Here is a 26,577-nt window from a genome sequence, read left to right as displayed (position 1 = left end):
GCCGTTGGCGCACAACTGAATACCCGAACACCCGTCAGTACCTCAGCCGGCACCTTCGCAGGTTGACATCCATGGAATGGAGCACACAGTGCGCAGAATCATCGCGGCAGCTGCCGTCGGCCTCCTCGCAGTCGGCCTCAGCGCCTGCGGTCGCCAGACGGACAACGCCTCGTCCGGCAGCAGCGCTTCCAACGTCAAGGGCACCATCGGGGTGGCCATGCCGACCAAGACGTCCGAGCGGTGGATCAAGGACGGTGACTACATCAAGCAGCAGCTCGAGGCCGCCGGCTACAAGGTGAACCTCCAGTACGCCAACGACGACATCCCGACCCAGGTCACCCAGGTCAACGACATGGTGACCAAGCAGAACCAGGTCCTGGTGATCGCCTCCATCGACGGCACTGCCCTGAAGGGTGCCCTCAAGGAGGCCAAGGACGCGGGCATCCCCGTGATCGCCTACGACCGCCTGCTTCGTGACACCGATGCCGTCGACTACTACACGACCTTCGACAACCTGAAGGTGGGCAAGCTGCAGGCCGAGTCCCTGCTCGCCGGCCTTGCGGCCAGCGGCGCTCCCAAGCCGTGGAACGTCGAGCTCTTCGCCGGGTCCCCGGACGACAACAACGCCACGTTCTTCTTCAACGGGGCCATGGAGGTCCTGCAGCCGAAGATCGACGCCGGCGACATCAAGATCGCGTCCGGTGAGACCAACTTCAAGACAGTGGCGACCCTGCGGTGGGACGCGGCCGTGGCGAAGAAGCGCATGGAGAACGTGCTGACGAAGTCGTACTCCAAGGCTGACGTGAACGGCGTGCTGTCGCCCTACGACGGTCTGTCCCGTGGCATCCTCGCCGCCCTCAAGGGCAGCGGTTACGGCACCGGTGGCAAGAAGCTGCCGGTCGTCACCGGCCAGGACGCCGAGCTCGAGTCGGTCAAGTCGATCCTCGCCGACGAGCAGTACTCGACGGTCTTCAAGAACACGCGTGACCTGGCCCAGGCCACCGTCACGATGATCACCGAGATCGCCGGCAAGAAGACCGTGACGGTCAACGACACGGAGTCCTACGACAACGGCGTCAAGAAGGTCCCGACCCAGACGGACCACCGTCCGCCGCCACGGACACCAAGCAGGGGCAGTTGTCCTGCACCCTGCACGAACCTCACGAAGACCCGAAACCCAACGGGACCCAGAACACCCACGGAGGCTGAGCGGATGTCCACCCCGATCCTCACGATGCGCGACATCACCAAGGAGTTCCCGGGCGTCAAGGCGCTCTCGGACGTGAACCTGTCGGTGCAGCGCGGCGAGATCCACAGCATCTGTGGTGAGAACGGTGCCGGGAAGTCGACCCTCATGAAGGTCCTCTCCGGTGTCTACCCGCACGGCACCTACCTCGGCGACATCGTCTTCGAGGGCAGCGAGATGCAGTTCAAGGGGATTCGCGACAGCGAGTCCGCGGGCATCGTCATCATCCACCAGGAGCTCGCGCTCATCCCGGAGCTGTCGATCGTGGAGAACCTCTTCCTCGGCAACGAGCAGGGCAAGGCAGGCGTCATCAACTGGCCGGTCGCGCGACAGCGCGCCCTCGACCTGCTCGCCCGGGTGGGCCTGGACGAGGACCCGAACAGCCAGGTCAAGAACATCGGCATCGGCAAGCAGCAGCTCGTCGAGATCGCCAAGGCGCTGGCCAAGGACGTCAAGCTGCTGATCCTCGACGAGCCGACGGCCGCCCTCAACGACACCGACAGCCGACACCTCCTGGACCTCCTCCTGGGCCTCAAGGCCAAGGGCATCACCTCGATCATGATCAGCCACAAGCTGGGCGAGATCGAGGAGGTGTCCGACTCGATCACGATCATCCGGGACGGCCGCACCATCGAGACGCTGGACATCACCAAGGGTGAGGTGAACGAGGACCGGATCATCCGCGGCATGGTCGGCCGCGACCTGGACCACCGGTTCCCCCCGCACGAGCCGACAATCGGTGAGGTGCTCCTGGAGATCCGGGACTGGACCGTCGGCCACCCCCACGACGCCTCCCGGCTCGTCGTCAAGAACGCCAACCTCAGCATCCGCCGGGGCGAGATCGTCGGCCTCGCGGGTCTGATGGGCGCAGGTCGCACCGAGCTGGCCCGCAGCGTCTTCGGTGAGTCCTACGGCCACAAGGTCGGCGGCCAGCTGGTCAAGGACGGCCGGTCGCTCAAGGCGAACACCGTCCAGAAGGCGATCGACGCCGGGCTGGCCTACGTCACCGAGGACCGCAAGAGCCTGGGCCTGAACCTGCTGGACACGATCAAGGTGTCCATCACGGCTGCCGGGCTCCGGAAGATCCGGCGGCGTGGCGTCGTCGACGAGCGCGAGGAGGTCCTCGCCGCAGAGCGCTACCGCAAGAGCATGAACATCAAGACCCCGAGCATCGAGGAGGGTGTCGCCAAGCTGTCCGGCGGCAACCAGCAGAAGGTCGTCCTCGGCAAGTGGATGTTCACCGAGCCGGACGTGCTCATCCTCGACGAGCCCACCCGGGGCATCGACGTCGGCGCCAAGTACGAGATCTACGAGATCATCAACCGCCTCGCCGACAGCGGACGCGGCGTGCTCGTGATCTCCTCCGAGCTGCCCGAGCTGCTCGGGCTGTGCGACCGCATCTACACCCTCAGCGCCGGTGTCATCACGGCCGACGTCCCCCGCGCCCAAGCAGACCAGGAAGTCCTCATGCGTTACATGACCCAGCGAAAGGCAGACTGACATGGCGACCGACATCGCCCCCGCGCCCACGGCCCCCGCGCCGCCGCCCACCCAGTCACTGGTGAGCGAGATGCGCAAGGCCCTCAGCGGCAACATCCGCCAGTACGGGATGATGATCGCGCTGCTGCTGCTGGTGCTCATGTTCCAGGTGCTCACCGACGGCCTGTTCCTCCAGCCCCGGAACGTCACGTCGCTGCTGGTGCAGAACGGCTACATCCTCATCCTCGCCATCGGCATGGTCATGGTGATCATCGCCGGCCACATCGACCTGTCGGTCGGCTCGGTGAGCGCCTTCGTCGGTGCCACCGTGGCTCTGTCGATGGCCAAGCTCGACCTGCCCTGGCCGGCCGCCATCCTCCTCGGGCTGGCGCTGGGCATCCTGGTCGGGATCTGGCAGGGCTTCTGGGTCGCCTACGTGGGCATCCCCGCCTTCATCGTGACCCTGGCCGGCATGTTGCTCTTCCGCGGCCTGGACCTGATGATCCTCAACGCCGAGTCCATCCCGGTGCCGGAGAGCTTCCAGAAGATCGCCAACGGCTACCTGCCCGAGGTGGGGCCGGTGACCGGCTACCACAACCCCACGCTCGTCCTGACGCTGCTGGCCGTCGCCGTGATCGTCTACCTCGAGCTGCGGCGCCGGTCCGACCTTCGCCGCTACGGCATGGACGTGCCCCGGCTGACCCTGAGCGTGATCAAGCTCGTCGTCATCTGCGGGCTGCTGCTCGGCTTCGGCCTCCTGCTGGCGTCCTACAAGGGAGTGCCGGTCGTCGGCCTGATCCTCGGTGGCCTCGTCGTCCTCTACACGTTCATCACCCAGCGCACCGTTCTCGGTCGTCACATCTACGCGGTCGGTGGCAACTCCAACGCGGCTCGCCTCTCCGGCGTGGACACGCGACGCATCGACCTGTTCGTCATGGTCAACATGGGCTTCCTGGCCGCGGTCGCGGGCATGGTGTTCACGGCATACCTCAACGCCGCGAACCCCAAGGACGGCGTCAACTTCGAACTCGACGCGATCGCGGCCGTCTTCGTCGGCGGCGCGGCGGTGGCCGGCGGCGTCGGCACCGTGACGGGGTCGATGATCGGTGGCCTCGTCATGGGCGTGCTCAACCTGGGCCTGGCCAACATGAGTGTGGACAGCAACTTCGTCCAGATCATCAAGGGCCTCGTACTCCTCGGCGCCGTGGCGTTCGACGTGTACTCCAAGAGCCAGGGCAAGCCGAGCTTCATCGGGATGATCCTCAGGGGTGTGCAACGTGGTCGAGGAGGCGACGGTCCGAGCGGCCCCACCGGGGGCACCGGTCCCTCGACTCCGGTTTCCGAGGGGGAGGAGGGCGCCGGCTTCCGCAACGCCAGTCGCTCGCACACCGGCATCGCGGAGCGTGGAGCCGCGCAGAGCGCCCAACCCTCGACCGGGTAGCGCGCTGGCCGGGTGACCGGGTAGCCAGGTTTCGAGGAGTACCTCGCCGGTCAGGCGAGGTACTCCTCGTCGCTGACGTGCTCGAGCCAGGTCGTGCTGGTGGCAGGGTCATCGGCCTGGTCGAGCATGGCGAGGTGTTCCATGAAGGAGTCGGGTGCGGCGCCGTGCCAGTGTTCCTGGCCCGAGGGGCAGTAGAGCGTCTGCCCGGCATGGGCCTCGACCTTGTCGCTGCCGCGGGACTGGACCCACGCGATGCCCTGGGTGACGTGAAGGGTCTGGCCTCGGGCGTGTGAGTGCCAGGCGGTGCGGGCGCCCGGGGCGAAGCGGACCTTGGCGACGAACATCGACTGTCCGTCCTCGCGCGGGTGGGCGATGGGGTCGAGCCACACGTCGCCGGTGAACTGCTCGGGCGGGTTCTTGGTCGTGGGGGTCCGGGGGTCGATCTGCATGGTGGCTCCTGTCAGGCCTCGGGGATGGCGCGGCCGAAGGTCTCGCGGGTGATGGCATGGGGCTCGGGGCCGCCGCGGACTCCGGTGTCGAGCCCGTCGATCGCGGCGAGCTCGGCAACCGTGAGCTCGAAGTCGAAGATGTCGAAGTTCTCCGCGATGCGCGAGGGCGTCACGGACTTGGGGATCGCCTGCCGTCCCTCCTGCAGGTGCCAGCGCAGCATCACCTGGGCCAGGGACTTGTCGTGTGCCTCGGCGATCGAGGCGATGGTGCGGTCCTGCAACGTGGAGCCGTGTGAGCCGTCGCGGTAGAACGTGATGCCGCCGATGGGCGACCAGGCCTGCGACAGGATGCCGTGCGCCGAGTTGGCGGCGAGGACGTCCGGCTGGCGGAAGTAGGGGTGGACCTCGACCTGGTTGACGGCGGGCACCACGGTGGTCTCCTGGAGGAGCCGTTCGAGGTGGTCGGGCATGAAGTTGCTGACGCCGATCGCACGGACCGAGCCGTCCGCGAGGAGCGTCTCCAGCGCCCGGTACGCCTCGATCGTGAGGTCGAACTCGCCCGGCAGGGCCTGGTGGAGGATGAACAGGTCGAGCTGTTCGAGGCCGAGCTTGCCGGCACTCTTGTCGAACGCGTGCAGGGTGGCGTCGTAGCCGTAGTCGCTGATCCACACCTTGGTCTCGACGAAGAGCTCGTCGCGGGGCACGTGGGAGCGGCGGATCGCCTCACCGACTTCGCGCTCGTTGCCGTAGGCGGCGGCGGTGTCGATGTGGCGGTAGCCCGTGTCGAGGGCAGCACTGACGGCGGACAGGGTCTCGTCGGGCGGGGTCTGGAAGACACCGAAGCCGAGGACGGGCATCGCGAGGCCGTTGTGGAGGGTGACCGTGGGAGTCGTCATGGCTTCCACGCTAGGCAGGTTGCGGGCGTCCCGGGAGTCCCTGTCGAGACGGGTACCGGCAGTGCCTCCCTGGAACGTCGCCTCGCCAGGTTGGCTGCCTGGCGCTGTGCCGGTATGACCAGAGCCAGGATCACCAGCAGGGCAGCGGCCACAAGGAAAGTGCTGCCTGTCAGGGCGAGACCAACCCGGTCCGCCACGGCGGCGGGACCCCCACGGTGGTTCCCCGCGTGGGCCGAGACGGTGACGAGCACGCCCAGGCCGAGCGCCATCCCGAGCTGGTGCGCCGTGTTGACGACCCCGGAGGCCGCACCCGCGTCCGCGGGGTCGACGCCTGCGATCCCCGAGCTGGTGAGGGGCGCGAAAGCCAGTCCCTGGCCCACCCCGATGAGGACCATGGGGGCCGCTACGGTCACGAGGTAGTGGCCCCCTGACCCGGCGTGACTCACCCAGGCCATCCCGACGAGTGTCGTCGCCGTGCCGGCGGCGAGCAGGACGGAGGTGGGCGCGACCCGGCTGAGCCGAGGGATGGCCAGTGCGACGGCGAAGTTGACCACCGTCATCGGGAGGAAGCCGAGGCCGGCCTGCAGCGGGGTGAAACCGAAGCCGTCCTGTATCAGCTGGGTGGTGAAGTAGAAGAAGCCGATCATGGCGCCCAGATACAGCATCCGCGCGGCATACGCCCCGCTGCGCTCGCGGCTGGCGAACAGCCGCAAGGCCAGGATCGGGTGCGGCACCCGTCGCTCGTTGACCACCAAGGCCACCAGCAGGAGGAGGGCCACGGCGAACGCCGCGAGGACCCGAGGGGACCCCCAACCGGAGTCGGCGGACTCGATCGTCCCGAACACCAGCGCACCCACACCAAGCGTCGCGCAGACTGCGCCGGTGACGTCGAAACGTCCCGGCCGACGTGGCGTCTCGACGAGCACAGCGCGGGCGCCGATGACCATGGCGACCGCGATGGGGAGGTTGACGAGGAACGCCGCCCGCCACGAGATGAGGTCTGTCAGCGCACCCCCGACCAACAGGCCGAGGCTCGCCCCGATGCCCGCCGTCGCGGCATACCAAGCCACCGCCTTGGCACGGGCCTCGCCGTCGAAGTAGGCGGTGACCAGAGCCAGGGAGGTCGGGGCGACGATTGCGGCGCCGATGCCCTGCAGGGCGCGCGCGGAGACGATCCACCACCCCGTCGGCGCGAGGCCGATCAGCGCGGACGCGACACCGAAGACAACCAGCCCCGAGACGAACAGCCGCCGTCGGCCCAGGATGTCTCCCGCTCGGGCGCCGAGGAGGAGCAGACCACCGAACACCAACGTGTACGCGTCCTGGACCCACGACAGCTCCGTGGCCGACAGGTCGAGGTCGGCCCGGATGCTCGGCAGTCCGGTGAACACGACCGAGTTGTCGAGCAGGATCATGAAGTAGCTGATCAGGATGATCGCCAGGATGGGCCCGCGCCGGACGTCCGTGGGTGTGCGCGGCGGCGCACGCCTCATGGCCGCACCATCACCTTGAGCGCCTGCCGGGCATCCATCGCCTGGTATGCCGCGGGCGTGTCGTCGAGCGCGACCGTGCGGTCGAAGACGCGGCCGGGCTGCACGCTGCCGTCGAGGACGGCAGGCAGGAGGTGCTCGATGTACGCCCTCACCGGGGCCGGGCCGCCGGTGAGGGTGACGTTGGGGCCGAAGAGGGTGCCGAAGCCGACCGGTGCCTCTTCGTACTGCGGCACGCCGACCCGGCTGATCACCCCACCCGGCCGCACGATCCCGAGCGCCTGCTCGTAGGCGGGCAGGTGTCCCACGGCCTCGAGCACGATCGGGCTGCCGCCGTCGGTCAGGTCACGGACCTCCGCGATCCCTTCGGCACCGCGGGCGGCGACCACGTCGGTGGCGCCGAACTCGCCGCCGAGCTCGGTCCGCTGCTGGTGCCGTCCCATCAGGACGACTCGGTCCGCACCCAGCTGCTTGGCGGACAGGACGGCGAGCAAGCCGACCGCGCCGTCCCCGATCACGGTGACGGTGCTGCCCGGCGTCACGCCGCCCCGGACGGCGGCGTGCCAGCCGGTGCCGTACACGTCGGAGAGGGTGAGCAGGGACGCGAGCATCGCTTCGCCGGTCTCGGGCGTCACGTCAGGGACGGCGACGAGCGTTCCGTCGGCGAGGGGTACCCGGACCGCCTCCGCCTGGCCGCCGCCTGTCCCGAGCCGGGCGTCGTTCCAGAACCCCCCGTTGACGCAGGAGGTCTGCAGGCCGGCGCGGCAGAACTCGCAGACGCCGCACGAGACCGCGAAGGGAGCGATCACGAAGTCGCCGGGACGGACGGTGGCGACGTCGGTCCCGACCTCCTCGACCACGCCGACGAACTCGTGTCCGATGGACGCTCCCCGGGTCGTGGGGGCCAGCGAGTGGTAGGGGTGCAGGTCGCTGCCGCAGACACAGGCGCGGGTCACTCGCACCAGCGCGTCGGTGGGCTGTTGGATCGTCGGGTCAGGGGCGTCGATGACGCGGATGTCGCCCGCGCCGAAGATGTGGGTTGCTCTCATGTCCACCAGTGCACGCGACTCCGGCGGGATGCGGGAGTCCCGCTCGTTCCGGGTACCGGCAGTGCCTCCCACCGGTGCGGGAACGCACCTACCGTGGAGCCATGGCATCAATGGACCTGCGCAACGAGATCCGGGAGTTCCTGCGCTCGCGCCGGGCTCGGATCACCCCCGAGGAGGCTGGCCTGCCTGCCTACGGGGGCAACCGCCGTGTGAAGGGGCTGCGCCGCGAAGAGGTCGCCATGCTCGCCGGGGTCTCGGTCGACTACTACGTTCGGATGGAGCGTGGCAGCCTCGGTGGCGCGTCCGAGAGCGTCCTCGACGCGCTGGCCAACGCCCTTCACCTCGAGGAGGCCGAGCGCGACCACCTCTACTCGCTCGCCCGGGAGTCCGGTGCCGGGTCGGCCCGCCGCCGCAGGAGCGCCACGCCCACGGTGCGACCCGCGGTCCAGCAGGTGCTGGACGCCGTCACCGACGCGCCGGCCTGGGTTCGCAACGGCCGGCACGACATCCTCGCGATGAACGACCTCGCGCGAGCGCTCTACGCCCCGGTCCTGGCCGATCCCCGCCGCCCGGCCAACACGACGCGGTTCGTCTACCTGCACCCCGAAGAAGCGCGTGAGCTGTTCGTCGACTACGACCAGATCGCCCGCGACGCGGCGGCCATGCTCCGGCTCGAGGCGGGCCGCAACCCCCACGACAAGGCGCTCATCGAGCTGGTCGGCGAGCTCTCCACCCGCAGCGAGCTGTTCCGCCAACGCTGGGCATCCCAGGACGTGCGCTACCACCGCAGCGGCCGCAAGAGGCTCCGTCACCCGGTCGTCGGCCAGCTGGACCTCGACTTCGAGGCGATGGAGCTCCCCTCCGAGCCGGGCCTGCAGCTCAACATCTACACGGCCGCCGAGGGAACGCCCACGTCCGACGCCCTCAAGCTCCTCGCGTCCTGGGCCGCCACCCACGAGCCCGACCGCGTGCAACCATCCGCAGTCGGACCCGAGCGTTCCTGAGGACGTCCACGGCCTTGCCCTGAGCCGGACGGGCGCTTGCGGATGCCCGCCGCCATCCTCAGGGCTACAGTCGCGGCATGGGCGATCCTGCGCCGACCGGAGCGACGACACCCGACCACGTGGTGGTCATGGGCGTGTCGGGTTCGGGCAAGTCGACTGTGGCGAAAGGGATTTCGACCGTCACCGGTTGGGAGTTCGCTGAAGGAGATGCCTTCCACTCGGACGCCAACGTCGCCAAGATGCGGGCCGGGGACCCGCTGACCGACGAGGACCGCTGGCCGTGGCTCGAAGCGATCGGGGCCTGGATCAGCTCCAAGGAACAGGCCGGGGAGTCCGCGGTCATCACCTGCTCGGCGCTGAGACGCGCCTACCGCGACGTGCTGTGCAAGGACCGGCCGCATGTGCGGTTCCTCCATGTCACCGCGCACACCGATGTCATCCGGGACCGGATGGAACACCGTCCGGGCCACTACATGCCCGCCTCGTTGCTGCCCAGCCAGCTTGCCACGCTCGAGCCGTTGCAGCCCGACGAGCCCGGGGTCGCCATCACCAATGAGGGGACGGCTGCCGTGGTCCTGGACCGCGCGCTGTCTGCCCTGGGCCTCAGGAAGGAACACCAATGACCGCGTCCTTGCAGCATGCCCTGTCCGGAACCATCTCCCTCGCGGCGGCAGACGAGCCGTATGCCGGTGACGGCGTGCTCGTCGTCGCGTGCGTCCTGGGCATCCTGGCGGTGGTGCTCCTCATCACCGTGGCAAAGCTCCACCCGTTCCTCTCGCTGATGCTCGGGTCGGCGGTGCTCGGCGCCATCGCCACCATGCCCCCGGCCGACATCGTCGCCAGCTTCATCAAGGGCTTCGGCAACACCACGGGCTCCGTCGGCGTGCTCATCGCGCTGGGCGCGATGATCGGCAAGATGCTCGAGGACTCCGGAGGCGCGAACAAGATCGTCACCACCATGATCGCCCGGGTCGGACGCAACGGGCTGCCGTGGATGATGGCCGCCATCGCGGCCATCCTCGGCCTGCCGCTGTTCTTCGAGGTCGGCGTCGTCCTCCTGGTCCCGGTGGTGGTCATGGTCGCCCGACGCACCGGCCTGTCGCTCATGCACGTGGGCATTCCGGCGCTGGCCGGCCTGTCCGTGCTGCACGGGCTCGTGCCGCCGCACCCGGGGCCACTGACCGCGATCGGACTCCTCAAGGCCGACCTGAGCCTGACGCTGCTGTTCGGCATCATCATCGCGATCCCCACCGTCGTGATCGCCGGCCCGGTGCTGGCGCGCTTCGTGCACAACTGGGTGCCCAAGCACGCCACCGATCTTGCGTATGCCGGCGCGGGAGCACCGGGCGGAGGCGCCGGGACGCCACTCGAGCGAGCGGCCGAGGTGCACGACGAGCGTGCCGGCGGCCGTGCCGGCGGCCGTACCGACGAGCGGGCGGGCGTGCGGGTCGACGACCGGGGCGACCGAACCGGTGAGACGCAGGCGACGCAGGCCATGCCGCCGGGGCGCCGTCAGGTGCCGTTCTCCTCCGCCCTGATCGCCATCACCCTGCCCGTCCTGCTGATGCTCATCGACGCGATCGCCAAGCTCGTGGTCACCGACGAGGAGTCCGGCTTCCGGAAGGTGACCGACTTCCTGGGCACTCCCGTCGTCGCCCTGCTCATCGCCGTGATCTTCTGCTACTTCGCCCTCGGCCTGGCCACCGGCATGAACCGTTCCCAGGTCAGCGACTCCTTCGGTGCGAGCCTGCCCGGCATCGCCGGGATCATCCTCATCGTCGCCGCCGGCGGTGGCTTCAAGCAGACCCTCGTGGACGCCGGCGTCGGCGACGTCATCAAGAACTGGGCAGAAGGCGTCAACATCTCGGTCCTCCTGCTCGGCTGGCTGGTCGCCGTCCTCATCAGGCTGGGCACCGGCTCCGCGACGGTGGCCACCATCACCGCGGCGGGCATCGTCGGACCGCTGGGCGCGAGCCTGAGCGCGAACCACCTCGCGCTGCTCGTCCTGGCGATCGGCTGCGGCTCCCTCTTCTTCAGCCACGTCAACGACGCAGGCTTCTGGCTGGTCAAGGAGTACTTCGGCCTGACGGTCGGAGAGACCATCAAGTCGTGGTCGGTGATGGAGACCGTGATCTCCGTCGTAGGCTTCGCCCTGGTCATGCTGATGAGCGTCATCGTCTAGCGCGCCCGTCGAACCACCGTGGGACGCCGTCGGCGGCCCAGTCAGAGCCGTCCTTTGCCGTCCTTAGCCGTTCCGAAACCGGGGGTCGCTGGTGCGAGTCGTGGTCATCGGCGCGGGCGGTTATGTCGGCAGTCGGCTGGTGCCGGCGCTCCTCGCGCAGGGCCACGCGGTCACGGCGACCTTCACTGATGCCTCGTCGGCGGGTCGCTTCTGGTGGTCGGACGAGGTCGACGTCGTCGAGGTGGACGTCCTCGACCGGCCCTCCGTGCGGGCGGCGTGCAAAGGTGCCCAGGCGCTGTACTACCTCGTCCACGGGCTCGGCGGTGACGACTTCGCCACCAGTGACCGCGAGGGCGCCTACAACGCGGCGCACGCCGCAGTCCGCGCGGGCCTGGAGCGCATCGTCTACCTCGGGGGACTGGTCCCGGACGTGCCGGACCGCGAGCTGTCGCCTCACCTGAGGTCCCGGCTCGAGGTCGAGCAGGTGCTCACCGACTCCGGGGTGCCGACCCTGGCGCTCCGTGCGGCGATGATCGTCGGCAGCGGTTCCACGTCGTTCGAGATCATGCGCCAGATGAGCGAGCGCCTGCCTGTCCAGGTGCTGCCGAGGTGGATGGACAGCCAGGTCGAACCCGTGGCGGTCACCGATGTCCTCATCGCCCTGGTCGGCGCGCTCTCCGCCCCGCCGCGCAGCCGGGCCTTCGACCTCGGCAGCGGGGAGCGGATGGCGTATGCCGCGTTGCTGCGGCTCTACGCCGACCGTGCCGGTCTGCGGCGGGTCCAGGTGAGCGTGCCCGGGTTGCCGACCGGCCTGGTGTCCAGGCTCGCCCCGATCCTGACCCGGGCCCCGGCGTCGACCGTGCAGTCGCTCGTCGAGAGCCTGCGCCACGACATGGTCTGCGGACGGCAGGACTTCGTGGTGCAGCTGATGCCCAGGGGGCACTCGCTCACCCCCGTGGCCGACGCCCTCGACCGCGCGCTCGCCGTGCCGGACGCGGCAGTGCCAGACCGGGAGCGTGACGTCATCGGACCGCTGACCTCGGACGCGACCTGGGTCGGCTCGGTGGCCGGCTGACTCAGGAGCGCCGCAGCTTGAGCTGTCGCTCGAGGTTGTGCGCGAACCCGACGCCCATCGCCGCGATCACTGCCTGCATCGAGGCCTGGACGGCCGGCTTGGCCAGCCTCGGGAAGGGCAGGTCGACGTCGACGCCGAGCTCGATGGACAGCCGGGTGCCCTCGCCGCTGTCCGCCAGGACGTAGACACCCTCGACGCCCGCGCGCTCGTCGCCCTTGGGCGCATGGGTGTAGCTGATCCGCTCCTGCGGCCTGAAGTCCATGCGCTCGGTGAAGGAGAGCCCGACGCTCTTGCCGAGGACCTCGATGGGAGCGAGTTTCCACAGCCAGGTCTCGCCGTGGTCCTCGATCGAGCGGACCATCGGCGTCAGCTTCGCCACCAGCTTCGCATCGGTCAGGACGGCCCACACCGCGTCCCGGGGATGGGGTACGACGGCAGTGGACCGCTTGGAGGCTGAGAAGACCGACATGCCCTGAGTCTGGTCCATGGTTCCGCCAGTGGCCCGCCGGGATGCGAACGGCCCCGCAGCGCCAGACTGGTGCCATGGTCGAGCGGAAGTGGGCGGGCAACATCACCTACGGGGCGCAGCGGGTAGCGCGACCAACCAGCGTCGCGGAGCTCCAGGACCTGGTGGCCGGGGCTGCGCGGATCCGGGCCCTGGGGTCCCGGCACTCGTTCACCGGGCTGACCGACACCGACGGCATCCTCGTGGAGCTCTCGCAGGTGCCGCAGGTGCTGGAGGTCGACGAGGCAGCCGGCACCGCCACCGTCTGCGCGGCCCAGGACTACGGCACCGTGGCCGCTGCCATCGAGGCGCGCGGCTGGGCGCTGGGCAACCTCGCGTCGTTGCCGCACATCAGCGTTGCGGGGGCCGTCGCGACGGGCACCCACGGCTCTGGCGACGAGCTCAGCTCGCTGGCCGCCGCGGTGGCGGCCGTCGAGCTGGTAGGTCCCGACGGCGAGCTGCGGACGGTCGCGCGCGGCGACGCCGGCTTCGAGGGCAGTGTCGTGGCCCTCGGCGCCCTGGGCATCGTCACCCGGCTGACGCTCGACGTCGAACCCAGCTACTCGATGCGCCAGGACGTCTACACCGAGATGCCTTGGCACGTGGTCGAATCCGAGCTCGACGCCATCACGAGCGCCGCCGACAGCGTCAGCCTGTTCACCCGACTGGACGATCGCGGTGTCCTCCAGGTCTGGTGCAAGAGCCGGTCGGCCCAGGCCCCCGGCGACCTGTTGGGGTCGCCGCGGGCCACGGAGCCGCTGCACATGCTCGACGGCGCCCCGACCGACTCCGTCACCGACCAGAGCGGCGTGGCCGGCGCATGGCTTGACCGCCTGCCACACTTCCGCCGCGAGTTCACCCCCAGCCGGGGTGAGGAGCTGCAGAGCGAGTACCTCGTCGACAGGTCTGCGGCGTTGGACACCCTGGCAGCCCTGCGGCGACTCCAGCCAGTGCTCGCCCCGGTCCTGCAGAGTGTCGAGATCCGCACCGTTGCCGCCGACGACCTGTGGCTCAGCAGCTCCTACGGGCGGCCGACGGTGGGGTTCCACTTCACCTGGCAGCTCGACGAAGAACGGGTGTATGCCGTGCTGCCGGCCATCGAGGCCGCCCTGCTGCCGTTGGGTGCTCGGCCGCACTGGGGCAAGTGCTTCGTGGCGACCGCCGACGACCTTGCTGCGCTCTACCCGCGCTGGGATGACTTCCGGCAGCTGCGGGCCGGCGCCGACCCCGAGGGCAAGTTCGGCAACGCGTTCCTCGACAAGGTGGTCGGCTGAGCGGCGACCCTGTGAGAGTCTGACCAGCGTGAGCGACACCGCGCCGGTGACCCCCCGCCGGGGTCGTCCGGGCTACGACCAGGCGACGGTGCTGCGCCGCGCGATCGAGCTCTTCAACGAGCAGGGCTACGACGGCACCAGCATGGGTGATCTCGCCCGCGAGCTCGGCTTTACCAAGTCCGCCATCTACCACCACGTCCCGAGCAAGACCCACCTGCTGTCCCTCGCCCTCGACGAGGCCCTGGACGGGCTCACCCAGGTGATCGAGGAGGCGAGCAGCGACGCTGCGGGCCGCACGGCATACGAACGGCTGCGTCAGGCGGTGCACAAGAGCGTCGAGGTGCTGGTCGAGCACCAGCCGGCCGTCACGCTCCTGCTGCGGGTGCGCGGCAACAGCGAGGTGGAGCTTGCCGCGCTCGGCCGCCGCCGCGAGATCGACGCGCGCCTTGCGGCGCTGGTCAAGGAAGCCATCGACGAGGGTTCGCTGCGCACCGACGTGGCTCCGGCGCTGGTCAGCCGGCTGCTCTTCGGCATGGTGAACTCGCTCGTCGAGTGGCACCGCGCTGGTGGCGGGGTCGATGGGGCACAGCTGTCCGAGGCGATCACGACCATCGCCTTCGACGGCCTGGCAATCAGGCCGCCTCACCAGACGTAGAAGCCGCGCCCGCTCTTGCGACCCAGCTCGCCCGCCGCCACCTTGTCGCGCAGCAGCTGAGGAGGTTCGAACCGGGGCCCGAGCTCGCGCGCCAGGTGCTCGGCGATGGCCAGCCGGACGTCGAGGCCGACGATGTCGGTGGTCTTGAGCGGTCCGACGGGGTGCCGGTAACCCAGCGTCATCGCGGTGTCGATGTCCTCGGCGGACGCCACGCCCTCCTGCACCATCCGCATCGCCTCGAGCGCGATGGCCACCCCGAGCCGACTGCTCGCGAAGCCCGGTGAGTCCTTGACCGTGATCGCCGTCTTGCCCAGCGCCGCCACCCAGCCGCGAGCCTGCTCCACGAGGGCGTATGCCGTGTGCTCACCCACCACGACCTCGACCAGGTCGCTGGCGGGGACGGGGTTGAAGAAGTGCAGGCCGATGAACCGCTCCGGCGCCCGCAGCCCCGAGGCGATGGTGCCGATCGACAGCGAGCTGGTGTTGGTGGCCAGGACCGCTTCGGGTGCGACCCGCTCGACCCGCTGGAAGACGGCCAGCTTGAGGGCGGCGTCCTCCGGGACTGCCTCGACGACCAGCTCGACGTCGCCGAGGTGAGCGGTGTCGCTGGTGGTGGTGAGGCGCGCCGCGGCTGCGTCGACGTCAGCGAGCAGGCCACGTTCGGCGGCCTTGCCCAGACTGGTGACGACCCGCTCCCGCGCGGCCTGGGCCGTCGGCTCGTCGCTCTCGACGACCACGACCGTGCAGCCCGCCGCGAGGAAGGTGTGCGCGATCCCGGCGCCCATGCGGCCGCCGCCGTAGACGCCGACACGCGTCGGCAGCGAGCCTTCGTGGCTCGTCATGGGCGCTCGAGGAGCAGGGCGCTGCCCTGGCCGACGCCGACGCACATGGTGGCCAGGCCTCGCCGGGCGTTCGCCCGCTCGAGCCTGCCCAGCAGGGTGACGACGATGCGGGTGCCGGAGCAGCCGAGCGGGTGGCCGAGGGCGATCGCGCCGCCGTCGGCGTTGACCAGGTCCTCGTGCAGCCCGAGGTCGCGGATGCAGGCGAGGGACTGGGAGGCGAAGGCCTCGTTGAGCTCGACGGCCTCGAGGTCCTCGACGGTCCAGCCAGCGCGGTTCAGGGCCTTGCGCGTCGCGGGGACGGGGCCGATGCCCATGATCTCGGGAGCCACTCCGGCGCTCGCGGCAGCGACGATCCGCGCTCGCGGGGTGAGGCCGTGCTCGGCGATGAACCGCTCGCTCGCCACCACCACCGCGGCTGCACCGTCGTTGAGGCCACTGGAGTTTCCGGCCGTCACCAGCCCGTGGGGACCGTGCAAGGGGCGAAGGGCGGCGAGGCGCTCGAGGCTCGTGTCGGCCCGAGGTCCCTCGTCGGTCGTGAACTCGCCGTCACGCAGTGGCACGGCGACGGTCTCGGCCTCGAAGCGGCCGTTCTTGATCGCGTCGAGCGCACGCTCGTGCGACCGAAGGGCAAAGGCGTCGAGCTCCTCACGCGTCAGGTTCCACTGCTGCGCAACGCGTTCGGCGGTCTGCGGCATGGTCAACGTCGTGTCGGCGTCGAAGCGCGGGTTGGTGAACCGCCACCCGATCGAGGTGTCGAAGGTCGCGCCGGGTCGGGCGAACGCCTTCGTGGGTTTCTCGGTGACCCAAGGTGCCCGGGTCATCGACTCGACGCCGCCGGCCACCACGAGGTCGGCGTCGCCCGCGGCGATCATCTGGCGCGCAGTGGCGATGGCGGTCAGGCCCGAGGCGCAGAGCCGGTTGACGGTGAAGCCCGGCACCGACTGGGGGAGCCCCGCGAGCAGGACCGCCATCCGTGCGACGTTGCGGTTGTCCTCACCGGCCTGGTTGGCCGCGCCGAACACCACCTCGTCGATGAGCTCCGGGTCGACACCGGCGCGCGTGACGGCTTCGCGGACCACGAGGGCCGCGAGGTCGTCGGCGCGCACGGAAGCCAGCCCACCGGCATACCGGCCGATGGGGGTGCGCACGCCGTCCACGATGAAGGCTTCGGTCACGCTCTGCTCCTTGGTTCTGGGGGGACGGTCAGGCGTCGAAGTCGACGGTCACGGTGTCGCTGACAGGGTAGGACTGGCACGTGAGGACGAAGCCCTCGGCGACCTCTGCCTCCTCCAGGGCGTAGTTGCGCCGCATGTCGACGTCGCCCTCGCGGACCAGGGCCCGACAGGTGCCGCAGACGCCGCCCTTGCAGGCGAATGGCAGGTCGGTGCGGGAGGCCTGGGCGGCGTCGAGGATCGACTGGCCCCGTGGCATCGGCGTGGTCGAGCTGAGCCCGTCGAGCACGACGGTGACGTCGCTGGTCTCTCCCTCGACGACGGCGACGGCACGGTGGAGCTCCGGTGGGGGCTCGTCGACGTAGAAGAGCTCGAAGTGCACGCGGTCCTCGGCGACGCCGACCTCGGCGAGCACCTCGCGGGCGGCACCGATCATGGCGAACGGCCCGCAGAGCCACACATCGTCGATGTCGTCCACCGGCACCAGCACGGCGAGCAGCCTGCGCAGCCGGTCGGCGTCGATGCGGCCGGAGAACAGCTCGACGTCGCGGGGTTCGCGGGAGAGCACGTGGATGAGCTGAAGCCTTGCGCCGTAACGGTTCTTGAGGTCGGCGAGCTCCTCGGCGAACATCACCGAGCCGGTGGTGCGGTTGCCGTAGATCAGGGTGACCTCGGCCGCCGGGTTGCTCAGCATGGTGCTGGCGATCGACAGCATCGGCGTGATGCCCGAACCGGCAGCGATGCACAGGTGACGTCCGCCGGTGGCAGGGTCGGCCCGGAAGCTCCCCGACGGCGTCTGCACCTCGATCTCGGTCCCTGGCCGCACCTCGCGGACCAGCCAGCGCGAGAAGAGCCCGTCGGGGATCTCGCGCACGCCGATGCGCGGGCGCTCGCCGACGGCGGCGCAGATCGAGTAGGTGCGGCGGTGCTCCTGCCCGTCGATGGTGCGCCGCAGCGTCAGCGACTGCCCCGCGACGAAGTCGTATGCCGCGGCAAGCTCGGCCGGGACGTCGAAGCTCACCGCCACGGCATCGTCAGTCAGCTGCTCGACGGAGTGGACGGTCAGGGTGTGGAAGGTGGGCGCGGTGCGCTTGGTCTTCGGGAGCAGCAACGAGCCGGTGGCGGCGGTCACTCAGATCTCCTTCACGTGCTCGAACGGCTCGAGGCAGGTCGAGCACCGGTACAGCGCCTTGCAGGCCGTCGGCCCGAACTCGGAGGTCAGCTCGACGGCGCCGGATCCGCACTGGGGGCAGTGGAGCGCGCGTCGGATCGGCTTGAGGGACAAGGCGATCGGTCCAGAGCGGGCCGGCACGGGGCCGGGGGCTGACAGGCCGTGGTCGACGAGCGCCTGCCGGCCACGATCGGTGATCCAGTCGCTCGACCAGGCGGGGGAGAGGGACACCCGGATCGTCACGTCCGCAAAGCCGGACTCACGGAGCACGCGGACGAGGTCGTCACGCATGGTGGCCATCGCGGGGCACCCGGTGTAGGTCGGCGTGATCGCCACCGTCACGGCTCCGGCGTCCGACACCTCGACGGAGCGCAGCACCCCGAGGTCGTCGAGGGTCAGCATCGGCATCTCGGGGTCGGTCACGGTGCGGGCCACGGCGTGCGCGCGCTTCCGCAGCTCCCGGTTCGATGCAGACGCGCCGGGATCGCCGGGCCCGTCCAGATCGAACCGCCGAGAGGTCTGGGTGGTCGATGTCATGGTCACCACTGACCCATCGGGTGGGCTCGGGCGACGACCTGCATCTCGCCGACGATCCGGCTCAGGGCCTCCGTGTGCATGCCGTCGCGCCCCTGTCGGCCCTGGACCGCGGCGAGCGGCGCCCGGGTCGGCTGCTCGACGCCGCTGAGGGCGAACACCTGCGCGAGGACGACGGCCACGCCGTCGGCGACCGTCGCCGGGTCGACGCCGACGCCCGCGGCCGCAACCCGCGCCTCGACGTCGTGCGTCCTGAACAGCTCTGCGTGCAGCGGCCACACCGCGTCGAGGGCGTCCTCGAGCCGCCGCCGGGACTCCTGCGTGCCGCGGGCGAGCGTGAGGAACCAGCGCCCGGCGTAGTCGCGGTGGTAGGTCAGCTCCTTGACGCCCTTGGCCGCGACCGCTGCCAACACGTGGTCGCGGCTGTCGACGAGCTGCTCGAAGATCGCGATGCGCGCGCTGGAGTGCAGCAGCAGCTTGACGATCGTCACGGCGAAGTCGCCGTTGTCGAGCTCGACGAGGCGCACGTTGCGGAACTGCCCCGCGTCGCGGAAGAAGGCCAGGGCGTCCTCGGGCGGGACAGGCGACCCGTCGGGCAGCGTGGGCACGAGCGAGGGGTCGGCCGCGGCCGCGCGGGCGAGGAGCAGCCGGGCCTGGCCGAGCAGGTCGAGCGCGATGTTGGACAGCGCGATGTCGTCCTCGAGGTCGGGCGCGCGGCTGCACCACTCGGAGAGCCGCTGCGAGGCGATCAGCGCATCGTCGGCGAGCATCACGCAGTAGGCACCGAGGTCCGCGGCCTCCACGCCGTCGGGCATCGTCGTGTCGACCCCGGCGAGCGGGTCCTCGAAGTCGGTGCCGAACGCCCAGTGCGACGGGTCGCCCCCGAGGAGACCGTCGTAGACCGACCCGTGAGCGTCGTTGGGGTCGGGCGCCGGGTGGGATGGTTGGTGGACGACGTCGTCGGCCACCGACTGGAGGGCATCGAGCCCGTCGGGCAGCGCGCTCTCGTGCGACACGTTGTGGTCAGGCATGGGTCAGCAGCTCACATGTGGGGGACGTTGTCGGGGATCTCGTAGAACGTCGGGTGCCGGTAGACCTTGTCGCCGCTCGGAGCGAACATCGGGTCCTTCTCGTCCGGGCTCGAGGCGGCGATGTCCTGCGACTTCACCACCCAGATGCTCACACCCTCGTTGCGACGGGTGTAGACGTCGCGGGCGTGCCGCAGTGCCATCTGGTCGTCGGCCGCGTGCAGCGAGCCGACGTGGACGTGGTTCAGCCCGCGCTTCCCGCGGACGAAGACCTCGTACAGCGGCCACTCGGCGCGCACCCGCTCGTCGGGGGACAGTGCGTCGCTCATGCCATGCCTTCCTCGGAAAGCTGCTGCGCGGCATACGCGGTCGCTGCCTCGCGGACCCAGGCGCCGTCCTCGTGCGCGGCCCGCCGGTGGGCGATCCGCTGGGTGTTGCACGGGCCGTTGCCCTTGACGACCTGCATGAACTCGTCCCAGTCGGGCTGGCCGAAGTCGTGGGCCTGGCGCTCTTCGTTCCAGCGCAGCTCGGGGTCGGGGAAGGTCACACCGAGCACCTTCGCCTGCGGCACGGACATGTCGACGAACCGCTGGCGCAGGTCGTCGTTGGTGTTGCGCTTGATGCCCCACGCCATCGACTGGGCCGAGTTGGGGGACTCGTCGTCGGGCGGGCCGAACATCATCAGCGCCGGCCACCAGAACCGGTTGACCGACTCCTGCACCATCGCGCGTTGTTCGTCGGTGCCGCGCATCATCGTCATGAGCAGCTCGAAGCCCTGCCGCTGGTGGAAGGACTCCTCCTTGCAGATGCGGATCATCGCGCGGCCGTAGGGCCCGAACGACGTCCGGCACAGCGGCACCTGGTTGCAGATCGCGGCGCCGTCGACGAGCCACCCGATGGTGCCGACGTCGGCGTAGGACAGGGTCGGGTAGTTGAAGATCGAGGAGTACTTCTGGCGGCCCTCGATGAGCATCTCGGTGAGCTGGCCGCGGCTGACGCCGAGCGTCTCGCAAGCCGAGTAGAGGTAGAGCCCGTGGCCGGCCTCGTCCTGGACCTTGGCGAGCAGGATCGCCTTGCGGCGCAGCGAGGGCGCGCGGCCGATCCAGTTGCCCTCCGGCTGCATGCCGATGATCTCGGAGTGCGCGTGCTGGGCGACCTGGCGGATGAGCGTCTTGCGGTATCCCTCGGGCATCCAGTCGCGGGGTTCGATGCGGTCGTTGTGGCTGATCGTCGCCTCGAACCCGGCCAGGAGGTCGGCCTCGCCACCCGGCGTGGCCGGGGCAGTGGTGGTGTCCGTCATGCAACCCTCCGCGGTGGGGCCAATAACTGACCGAACGGTCTGTAATAGTGTCTCAGGTGCCGTCGGGTGTTGGCAAGCAAGCAGGTGGCAACCACGGTATGCCGCGTGCCGACGCATCGCATTACTCGCGCGTCACCCGTGATCGGTGGCAGGCTCGGCACCGTTCCGCAGTCCGTCGTCGCTGGGAGGCCCACCCGATGTTCTCGCGCATCGCCATCGTCAACCGCGGCGAGGCCGCCATGCGGCTCATCCACGCGGTGCGCGACCTCAACGCGCAGGCGGGGGCTGACGGGCACCGCATCGAGACCATCGCCCTGCACACCGAGGGCGAGAAGCGGGCCATGTTCGTCCGCGAGGCCGACCACGCCTACAACCTCGGACCGGCGGCCAACCGCCCCTACCTCGACTACGCCGTCCTCGAGAAGGCGCTGGCCGAGACCCGAGCGGATGCCGCCTGGGTTGGCTGGGGCTTCGTCGCCGAGGACCCGAACTTCGCCGAGGTCTGCGCCCGGATCGGCGTCACGTTCATCGGCCCGAGTCCCGAGGCGATGCGCAAGCTCGGGGACAAGATCGGCTCCAAGATCATCGCTGAGGAGGTCGGCGTCCCGGTGGCCCCGTGGAGCGGCGGCGGGGTCGGCACCCTCGAGGACGCCAAGGCCGCGGCCGCCCGGATCGGCTACCCCCTCATGCTCAAGGCGACAGCCGGCGGTGGCGGACGGGGCATCCGGATGGTCGCCTCCGACGCCGACCTCACCGACGCCTACGAGCGCACGCGCGACGAGGCCCAGCGCGCGTTCGGCTCCGGCGTCGTGTTCCTCGAACGGCTGGTGACCGGCGCCCGCCACGTCGAGGTGCAGGTCATCGCCGACGGGCAGGGCACCGCCTGGGCGATCGGCGTCCGCGACTGCTCTGTGCAGCGACGCAACCAGAAGGTCATCGAGGAGTCCGCGTCGCCCGTCCTCGCCCCCGAGCAGGTGGCAGAGGTGAAGGCCAGTGCCGAGCGCCTCGCCGTCGCAGTGGGGTATGCCGGGGCCGGCACCGTCGAGTTCCTCTACCACCCGGGCGACAAGTTCTTTGCCTTCCTCGAGGTCAACACCCGCCTCCAGGTCGAGCACCCGATCACCGAGGTCACCACCGACACCGACCTGGTCAAGCTCCAGATCCACGTGGCCGCCGGCGGCAGGCTCGAGGGTGAGCGCCCGCGCGAAGAGGGCCACGCCGTGGAGGCGCGCCTCAACGCCGAGGACCCCGACCGTGACTTCGCCCCGTCGCCGGGTCGGATCGCCCTGCTGCAGCTCCCCAGCGGCCCCGGCATCCGGGTGGACACCGGTGTGGGAGAAGGAGACTCGATCCCCGCCGACTTCGACTCGATGATCGCCAAGATCATCGCGGTTGGGCGTGACCGTGACGAGGCGTTGGCCCGGTTGCGTCGCGCCATGGGCGAGACCACTGTCGTCATCGAGGGGGGTTCGACCAACAAGAGCTTCATCCTCGACCTGCTCGACCAGCCCGAGATCATCGACGGCAGCGCCGACACGGGATGGATCGACCGGGTCCGGGCCGAGGGCCGGCTGGTCTCGCACCGCCACTCGGGCGTGGCCCTCGTCGCCGCGGGTATCGAGGGCTACGAGGACGAGGAGGAGGTCGAGCGCACCCGCCTGCTCGAGACCTCCCGGGGTGGGCGGCCCCAGGTGCAGCACCGCACCGGACGGGCCATCGACCTCAAGCTGCGCGGCACGGCCTACAAGGTCACGGTGTGGCGGATCGGGCCGCACAAGTTCCGTGTGGCCCTCGCCGCCGGCGCCGTCGAGCAGACCGTCGATGCCGACCTCGACCGTCTCGACGAGTACACCAGCCGCCTCACGATCTCCGGGCGCACGCATCGACTCATCACCGCCACCCATGGCCCGGTCCAGCTCGTGGAGGTCGACGGGGTCACGCACCGCGTCAGCCGGGACGAGGGCGGCGTGCTGCGCTCGCCGGCTCCGGCGCTCGTCGTCGCCACCCCTGTCGCCGTCGGCGCCGAGGTCGCGGCAGGCGCGCCGGTGCTCGTGCTCGAGTCGATGAAGATGGAGACCGTCCTGCCCGCGCCGTTCGCCGGCCGGGTCAAGGAGCTCCTGGTGTCGGCCGGCAGCCAGGTCGAGACCGGCACGCCCCTGGTCCGGCTGGAACCGGTGGGAGACGCTGACGAGGCGGCGGACGCCGGCGACGCCGACGAGGCCGTGGACCTCGACCTGCCCGAAGACTCCACCACGGGCGACGGTGCTGCCGCCTCCGCGGATCACGCCCGATCCGCCCTGGCCGCGATGCTCCTCGGTTACGACCTCGACCAGCGCGACGAGGGCAGCACCCTGGCGACCTACCTCGAGGCCCGCGACGAGCTGACCGTGCAGGGTGTCTCGCAGGTCTGTGCCGAGGTCGCCGTGCTCGAGGTGTTCGCCGACTTCGCCGAGCTGAGCCGCAACCGGCCGGCCGGCGAGGAGACCCATGTCGAGAACCGGGTGCACAGCCCCCGCGAGCACTTCCACACCTACCTCCAGAGCCTCGACCCCGATCGCGGGGCGCTGCCCGAGCAGTTCCGCGCCAAGCTGTCGAACGTCGTGCGGCACTACGGCATCGACAGCCTGGACCGCACCGCCGAGCTGGAGCAGGCGGTCTTCCGGGTCTTCCTCTCGCAGCAGCGGTCAGCTCCTGATGTCGCGCTCGCGACGTCACTGCTGCAGCGCTGGATGGTCGAGCCCTGCCCCGAAGCCCCTCTCGACAGCGCCGCCCGAGAGGTCCTCGACCGGCTCGTCGTCGCGACGCAGCTGCGCTTCCCGGTCGTGGGCGACCTCGCCCGCAGCGTGCGGTTCCGCTGGTTCGACCAGCCCCTGGTCGACGCCGACCGGGCCAGCATCCTCGGTGGCGTCAGCGACGAGTTGACCGCCCTGGAGGCAATGCCCGAGAGCGAGGAGCGCGCCCGTCGGATCGACGCCCTCGCCGCCATCCCCGAGCAGATCGTGCAGTTCCTCGCGGAGCGGCTGGACCGGGGCGTGCCTCGGCGCGAGCCGATGCTGGCCGTCCTCATCAAGCGTCACTACCGCGACCACGACCTGACCGCCCTGCGCGAGATCTCAGTTGGCACAAGGCCTTTCGCGATCGCCGACTACACGCTCGACGGTCGGCCCACGCACCTGGTCACCAGTGTCGGCCGGGTCGACGAGCTCACGGCTGACGGCGAGCTCGCCGAGGCCGTGTCGGCCCAGCTCGACGAGAGCGCCGCGGGCTCCGACGGCGTGGTCGACCTCTACCTGTCGTGGCCCGACGAGCCGGAGTCGCCCGAGGACGCCTCCGACCGCCTGGGTCACCTCCTCGCCGGTATGCCGTTCGCGCAGCGGGTGCGCCGCGTGGCCGTCGCCGTCTGCCCCGGTGCCGGACGACCGGTGGCGTACTTCACCTTCCGTCCCGACGGCGAGGGCGCCATGGTCGAGGACCGGCTCGTGCGCGGGGTGCACCCCATGGTCGGGCGGCGCCTCAACCTCTGGCGGCTTCGCGACTTCGACGTGACCCGTCTCGAAGCCCCCGAGGACGTCCTGCTCTACCTGTGCACCGCCCCGGGCAACGAGGCCGACCAGCGCCTCGTCGCGCTGGCACAGGTCCGTCAGCTCGTGGTCGTCCGCGACGAGCAGGGCCGGGTGACGGCCCTGCCCCACGCCGAGCGCGCCATCGCCAACTGCCTCGAGGCCATCCGCCGGGCGCGGTCGGCTCGTGGAGCGGCCGGTGCCCGGCTCGACATGAACCACGTGTGGGTCCACATCTGGCCACCCATCGAGGCGGACCTCAACCAGCTGACCGCCCTCCAGGCCCGGATCGCCCCGCTGACCGCCGGTGCAGGCATCGAGGAGGTCCTGGTCCAGGGCCGGATCGCGACGCCCGACGGTGCCAGCGCGCCTCTCGCGGCACGGTTCCACTACCAGCCCGGGTCGGGCGTCGTGACCTCCGTCGAGGAGCCGCCGACCACCCGCCTCAAGCCGCTGGACGACTACGCGCAGAAGGTCGTGCGTGCCCGTCGTCGTGGGGTCGTCTACCCCTACGAGCTGCAGGCCATGATCGCCGGACCCGGTGGGACCGCCACCGAGTACGACCTGGACGACGCCGGAGCGCTCGTCCCCGTCGACCGGCCCTACGGCCTCAACAAGGCGGGCATCATCGCGGGTGTCATCACCACGCCCACCGAGCGCTATCCCGAGGGAATGACCCGGGTGCTGCTCTGCGGCGACCCGCTCAAGGCCCTCGGTGCAGTCTCCGAGGCCGAGTGCGCGCGTGTCATCGCGGCCCTCGACCTGGCCGAGCGGATGGAGGTGCCGGTCGAGTGGTTCGCCCTGTCCGCCGGCGCCCGGATCTCGATGGACTCCGGCACGGAGAACATGGACTGGGTCGCCAAGGCCCTCAAGCGGATCATCGAGTTCACCCAGGCCGGCGGCGAGATCAACATCGTGGTCGCCGGGATCAACGTCGGCGCCCAGCCCTACTGGAACGCCGAGGCGACGATGCTCATGCACACCAAGGGCATCCTCGTGATGACCCCGGACAGCGCCATGGTGTTGACCGGCAAGCAGTCGCTCGACTTCTCCGGCGGGGTGTCGGCCGAGGACAACTTCGGCATTGGCGGCTACGACCGGGTCATGGGGCCGAACGGCCAGGCGCAGTACTGGGCGCGCGACCTCGCCGGCGCCTACGGCGTCCTGATGGCCCACTACGACCACACCTACGTGCACCCGGGTGAGGCCGGGCCACGTCGCGCGAAGTCCAGCGACGACGTCGCCCGCGACGTCACGGCATACCCGCACGTCATGCCGGACTCCGGCTTCACGACGGTGGGTGACATCTTCTCGGCCGCCACGAACCCGGACCGCAAGAAGGCCTTCGACATCCGCATCCTGATGGCGGCGGTGGCTGACCAGGACCACGCGACGCTCGAGCGCTGGGCCGGCATGGCCGATGCAGAGACCTCGGTCGTGCAGGACGCACACCTCGGCGGGATCCCCGTCTGCCTCATCGGCATCGAGTCCAAAACCGTTGCGCGACGGGGCTTCCCACCCACCGACGGACCCGACACCTACACCGCGGGCACCCTCTTCCCGCGCTCGTCCAAGAAGACCGCGCGGGCGATCAACGCCGCGAGCGGCAACCGTCCCGTCGTCGTGCTCGCCAACCTGTCCGGCTTCGACGGGTCGCCCGAGTCGATGCGCAGCCTGCAGCTCGAGTACGGCGCGGAGATCGGCCGGGCCATCGTCAACTTCGAGGGTCCGATCGTGTTCTGCGTCGTGAGCCGCTACCACGGTGGGGCGTTCGTCGTGTTCTCCAAGGCGCTCAACCCGAACATGACCGTCCTGGCCGTCGAGGGGTCGTTCGCGTCGGTCATCGGTGGCGCGCCCGCAGCAGCGGTCGTCTTCTCCCGCGACGTCGACGCCCGCACCGCCGCGGACCCGCGGGTCAAGGACCTCGAGGCACGGCTCGGCGAGGCATGGGGCGCCGAGCGCGCCCGACTGTCCACCGAGCTCGCCGAGCTGCGCACCGCGGTGCGCAGCGAGAAGCTCGGCGAGGTCGCCTCGGAGTTCGACGGCGTGCACAGCATCCACCGCGCGGTCAGCGTCGGATCGGTCGACGCCGTCATCGACCCGCACGAGCTGCGGCCCCGCATCATCGCCGCGATCGAGGCAGGGCTGGCGCGCAGCAGCTGACCGGCCTGACGCATGCCGCGACCCGGCTGTGGGTACGAGACGGGTGAACACCCCTCTAACCG

Annotated in this window: 21 protein-coding genes and 1 pseudogene; 10 read left to right on the top strand and 12 right to left on the bottom strand. The window is 70.2% G+C overall.

Translation table 11 applies throughout. The annotated features are described in order from the left end of the window. Positions 1–76 precede the first annotated feature (76 nt). From AC1DS4_RS07905 to mmsB, 3 genes and pseudogenes are all read left to right on the top strand, one after another. Positions 77–1,024 (top strand): annotated as a pseudogene (locus AC1DS4_RS07905) (substrate-binding domain-containing protein); the annotation flags it as partial. 189 nt (positions 1,025–1,213) lie between these two features. Then, a complete protein-coding gene (mmsA, locus tag AC1DS4_RS07900; RefSeq protein ID WP_477632307.1) occupies positions 1,214–2,746 on the top strand; it encodes a multiple monosaccharide ABC transporter ATP-binding protein in 1,533 nt (510 codons plus the stop codon). A 1-nt stretch (position 2,747) separates the two neighbouring features. Next, positions 2,748–4,166: a multiple monosaccharide ABC transporter permease gene (gene mmsB / locus AC1DS4_RS07895; protein ID WP_477613584.1), complete on the top strand. Its 1,419-nt coding sequence runs from the start codon at positions 2,748–2,750 to the stop codon at positions 4,164–4,166. Between the two features lie 50 nt (positions 4,167–4,216). Here the strand turns inward: mmsB and AC1DS4_RS07890 are convergent, their stop codons facing one another. Genes AC1DS4_RS07890 through AC1DS4_RS07875 form a run of 4 tightly spaced genes read right to left on the bottom strand, consistent with a single transcriptional unit; the run spans position 4,217 to position 8,050 of the window. Next, positions 4,217–4,615 (bottom strand): (R)-mandelonitrile lyase, encoded by a 399-nt coding sequence (locus AC1DS4_RS07890; RefSeq protein ID WP_477613583.1) that lies wholly within the window; start codon positions 4,613–4,615, stop codon positions 4,217–4,219. A gap of 11 nt (positions 4,616–4,626) precedes the next feature. Next, a complete protein-coding gene (locus AC1DS4_RS07885; RefSeq protein WP_477632308.1) occupies positions 4,627–5,511 on the bottom strand; it encodes an aldo/keto reductase in 885 nt (294 codons plus the stop codon). Continuing rightward, entirely contained in the window at positions 5,508–7,004 is a 1,497-nt protein-coding gene (locus AC1DS4_RS07880; RefSeq protein ID WP_477632309.1) for an MFS transporter, read from the bottom strand. The genes AC1DS4_RS07885 and AC1DS4_RS07880 overlap by 4 nt, the downstream gene beginning before the upstream one ends. Then, positions 7,001–8,050 (bottom strand): alcohol dehydrogenase catalytic domain-containing protein, encoded by a 1,050-nt coding sequence (locus AC1DS4_RS07875; RefSeq protein ID WP_477632310.1) that lies wholly within the window; start codon positions 8,048–8,050, stop codon positions 7,001–7,003. Before AC1DS4_RS07875 ends, AC1DS4_RS07880 begins: the two co-directional genes overlap by 4 nt. Before the next feature lie 110 nt (positions 8,051–8,160). Here AC1DS4_RS07875 and AC1DS4_RS07870 point away from each other — a divergent pair, with 110 nt between their 5' ends. The 4 genes from AC1DS4_RS07870 to AC1DS4_RS07855 all read left to right on the top strand — a co-directional run bounded on the left by AC1DS4_RS07870 (position 8,161) and on the right by AC1DS4_RS07855 (position 12,311). Then, positions 8,161–9,054: a helix-turn-helix transcriptional regulator gene (locus AC1DS4_RS07870; protein WP_477613902.1), complete on the top strand. Its 894-nt coding sequence runs from the start codon at positions 8,161–8,163 to the stop codon at positions 9,052–9,054. 77 nt (positions 9,055–9,131) lie between these two features. Then, the gene (locus AC1DS4_RS07865; RefSeq protein WP_477613579.1) at positions 9,132–9,677 is read left to right on the top strand and encodes a gluconokinase; all 546 of its coding nucleotides are present in this window, start codon (positions 9,132–9,134) and stop codon (positions 9,675–9,677) included. Further along, positions 9,674–11,236, top strand: a complete 1,563-nt coding sequence (locus AC1DS4_RS07860) for a GntP family permease (protein WP_477632311.1) — start codon at positions 9,674–9,676, stop codon at positions 11,234–11,236. Before AC1DS4_RS07865 ends, AC1DS4_RS07860 begins: the two co-directional genes overlap by 4 nt. Before the next feature lie 91 nt (positions 11,237–11,327). Beyond that, complete coding sequence (locus tag AC1DS4_RS07855; protein WP_477632312.1) at positions 11,328–12,311, top strand: NAD(P)H-binding protein; 984 nt, start codon at positions 11,328–11,330, stop codon at positions 12,309–12,311. A 1-nt stretch (position 12,312) separates the two neighbouring features. Here the strand turns inward: AC1DS4_RS07855 and AC1DS4_RS07850 are convergent, their stop codons facing one another. After that, on the bottom strand, positions 12,313–12,780 hold the full coding sequence (locus tag AC1DS4_RS07850; protein ID WP_477632313.1) for an SRPBCC family protein: 468 nt from the start codon (positions 12,778–12,780) through the stop codon (positions 12,313–12,315). Between the two features lie 74 nt (positions 12,781–12,854). Between AC1DS4_RS07850 and AC1DS4_RS07845 the strand changes: the two genes are divergently transcribed. Both AC1DS4_RS07845 and AC1DS4_RS07840 read left to right on the top strand, forming a co-directional pair. Continuing rightward, a complete protein-coding gene (locus tag AC1DS4_RS07845; protein WP_477632314.1) occupies positions 12,855–14,090 on the top strand; it encodes a D-arabinono-1,4-lactone oxidase in 1,236 nt (411 codons plus the stop codon). A gap of 28 nt (positions 14,091–14,118) precedes the next feature. Continuing rightward, positions 14,119–14,745, top strand: a complete 627-nt coding sequence (locus AC1DS4_RS07840; protein WP_477624041.1) for a TetR/AcrR family transcriptional regulator — start codon at positions 14,119–14,121, stop codon at positions 14,743–14,745. On the opposite strand, the gene AC1DS4_RS07835 is transcribed toward AC1DS4_RS07840, so the two are convergent. Genes AC1DS4_RS07835 through paaA form a run of 7 tightly spaced genes read right to left on the bottom strand, consistent with a single transcriptional unit; the run spans position 14,733 to position 20,792 of the window. After that, the gene (locus AC1DS4_RS07835; protein WP_477624042.1) at positions 14,733–15,587 is read right to left on the bottom strand and encodes a 3-hydroxyacyl-CoA dehydrogenase family protein; all 855 of its coding nucleotides are present in this window, start codon (positions 15,585–15,587) and stop codon (positions 14,733–14,735) included. The genes AC1DS4_RS07840 and AC1DS4_RS07835 overlap by 13 nt on opposite strands. Beyond that, on the bottom strand, positions 15,584–16,762 hold the full coding sequence (locus tag AC1DS4_RS07830; protein ID WP_477613572.1) for a thiolase family protein: 1,179 nt from the start codon (positions 16,760–16,762) through the stop codon (positions 15,584–15,586). The genes AC1DS4_RS07835 and AC1DS4_RS07830 overlap by 4 nt, the downstream gene beginning before the upstream one ends. 28 nt (positions 16,763–16,790) lie before the next feature. Then, positions 16,791–17,891 carry a 1,2-phenylacetyl-CoA epoxidase subunit PaaE gene (gene paaE / locus AC1DS4_RS07825; protein ID WP_477624044.1) on the bottom strand — a complete coding sequence of 367 codons (1,101 nt, stop codon included), beginning with the start codon at positions 17,889–17,891 and terminating at the stop codon, positions 16,791–16,793. Beyond that, on the bottom strand, positions 17,892–18,467 hold the full coding sequence (gene paaD, locus AC1DS4_RS07820; protein ID WP_477632315.1) for a 1,2-phenylacetyl-CoA epoxidase subunit PaaD: 576 nt from the start codon (positions 18,465–18,467) through the stop codon (positions 17,892–17,894). A gap of 2 nt (positions 18,468–18,469) precedes the next feature. Then, positions 18,470–19,495 carry a 1,2-phenylacetyl-CoA epoxidase subunit PaaC gene (gene paaC, locus AC1DS4_RS07815; protein WP_477632316.1) on the bottom strand — a complete coding sequence of 342 codons (1,026 nt, stop codon included), beginning with the start codon at positions 19,493–19,495 and terminating at the stop codon, positions 18,470–18,472. 11 nt (positions 19,496–19,506) lie between these two features. Beyond that, entirely contained in the window at positions 19,507–19,821 is a 315-nt protein-coding gene (paaB, locus tag AC1DS4_RS07810; RefSeq protein WP_477613568.1) for a 1,2-phenylacetyl-CoA epoxidase subunit PaaB, read from the bottom strand. After that, positions 19,818–20,792, bottom strand: a complete 975-nt coding sequence (gene paaA, locus AC1DS4_RS07805; protein ID WP_477632317.1) for a 1,2-phenylacetyl-CoA epoxidase subunit PaaA — start codon at positions 20,790–20,792, stop codon at positions 19,818–19,820. The genes paaB and paaA overlap by 4 nt, the downstream gene beginning before the upstream one ends. Positions 20,793–20,989: 197 nt before the next feature. On the opposite strand from paaA, the gene AC1DS4_RS07800 reads away from it, so the two are divergent. Next, positions 20,990–26,515 carry an ATP-binding protein gene (locus AC1DS4_RS07800; protein ID WP_477632318.1) on the top strand — a complete coding sequence of 1,842 codons (5,526 nt, stop codon included), beginning with the start codon at positions 20,990–20,992 and terminating at the stop codon, positions 26,513–26,515. Positions 26,516–26,577 lie beyond the last annotated feature (62 nt).

This window comes from Pedococcus sp. P3_C7 (assembly GCF_056402615.1).
The sequence above is the reverse complement of the archived record's forward strand: the minus strand, read 5'-3'. Positions and strand labels throughout refer to the sequence as shown.

What these genes read in the sequence shown, in the direction of transcription:
- mmsA (WP_477632307.1), top strand. Translation starts at nt 1,214, where the DNA reads ATGTCCACCCCGATCCTCACGATGCGCGACATCACCAAGGAGTTCCCG.
- mmsB (WP_477613584.1), top strand. Translation starts at nt 2,748, where the DNA reads ATGGCGACCGACATCGCCCCCGCGCCCACGGCCCCCGCGCCGCCGCCC.
- AC1DS4_RS07890 (WP_477613583.1), bottom strand. Translation starts at nt 4,615, where the DNA reads ATGCAGATCGACCCCCGGACCCCCACGACCAAGAACCCGCCCGAGCAG.
- AC1DS4_RS07885 (WP_477632308.1), bottom strand. Translation starts at nt 5,511, where the DNA reads ATGACGACTCCCACGGTCACCCTCCACAACGGCCTCGCGATGCCCGTC.
- AC1DS4_RS07880 (WP_477632309.1), bottom strand. Translation starts at nt 7,004, where the DNA reads ATGAGGCGTGCGCCGCCGCGCACACCCACGGACGTCCGGCGCGGGCCC.
- AC1DS4_RS07875 (WP_477632310.1), bottom strand. Translation starts at nt 8,050, where the DNA reads ATGAGAGCAACCCACATCTTCGGCGCGGGCGACATCCGCGTCATCGAC.
- AC1DS4_RS07870 (WP_477613902.1), top strand. Translation starts at nt 8,161, where the DNA reads ATGGACCTGCGCAACGAGATCCGGGAGTTCCTGCGCTCGCGCCGGGCT.
- AC1DS4_RS07865 (WP_477613579.1), top strand. Translation starts at nt 9,132, where the DNA reads ATGGGCGATCCTGCGCCGACCGGAGCGACGACACCCGACCACGTGGTG.
- AC1DS4_RS07860 (WP_477632311.1), top strand. Translation starts at nt 9,674, where the DNA reads ATGACCGCGTCCTTGCAGCATGCCCTGTCCGGAACCATCTCCCTCGCG.
- AC1DS4_RS07850 (WP_477632313.1), bottom strand. Translation starts at nt 12,780, where the DNA reads ATGTCGGTCTTCTCAGCCTCCAAGCGGTCCACTGCCGTCGTACCCCAT.
- AC1DS4_RS07845 (WP_477632314.1), top strand. Translation starts at nt 12,855, where the DNA reads ATGGTCGAGCGGAAGTGGGCGGGCAACATCACCTACGGGGCGCAGCGG.
- AC1DS4_RS07835 (WP_477624042.1), bottom strand. Translation starts at nt 15,587, where the DNA reads ATGACGAGCCACGAAGGCTCGCTGCCGACGCGTGTCGGCGTCTACGGC.
- paaD (WP_477632315.1), bottom strand. Translation starts at nt 18,467, where the DNA reads ATGACATCGACCACCCAGACCTCTCGGCGGTTCGATCTGGACGGGCCC.
- paaC (WP_477632316.1), bottom strand. Translation starts at nt 19,495, where the DNA reads ATGCCTGACCACAACGTGTCGCACGAGAGCGCGCTGCCCGACGGGCTC.
- paaB (WP_477613568.1), bottom strand. Translation starts at nt 19,821, where the DNA reads ATGAGCGACGCACTGTCCCCCGACGAGCGGGTGCGCGCCGAGTGGCCG.
- paaA (WP_477632317.1), bottom strand. Translation starts at nt 20,792, where the DNA reads ATGACGGACACCACCACTGCCCCGGCCACGCCGGGTGGCGAGGCCGAC.
- AC1DS4_RS07800 (WP_477632318.1), top strand. Translation starts at nt 20,990, where the DNA reads ATGTTCTCGCGCATCGCCATCGTCAACCGCGGCGAGGCCGCCATGCGG.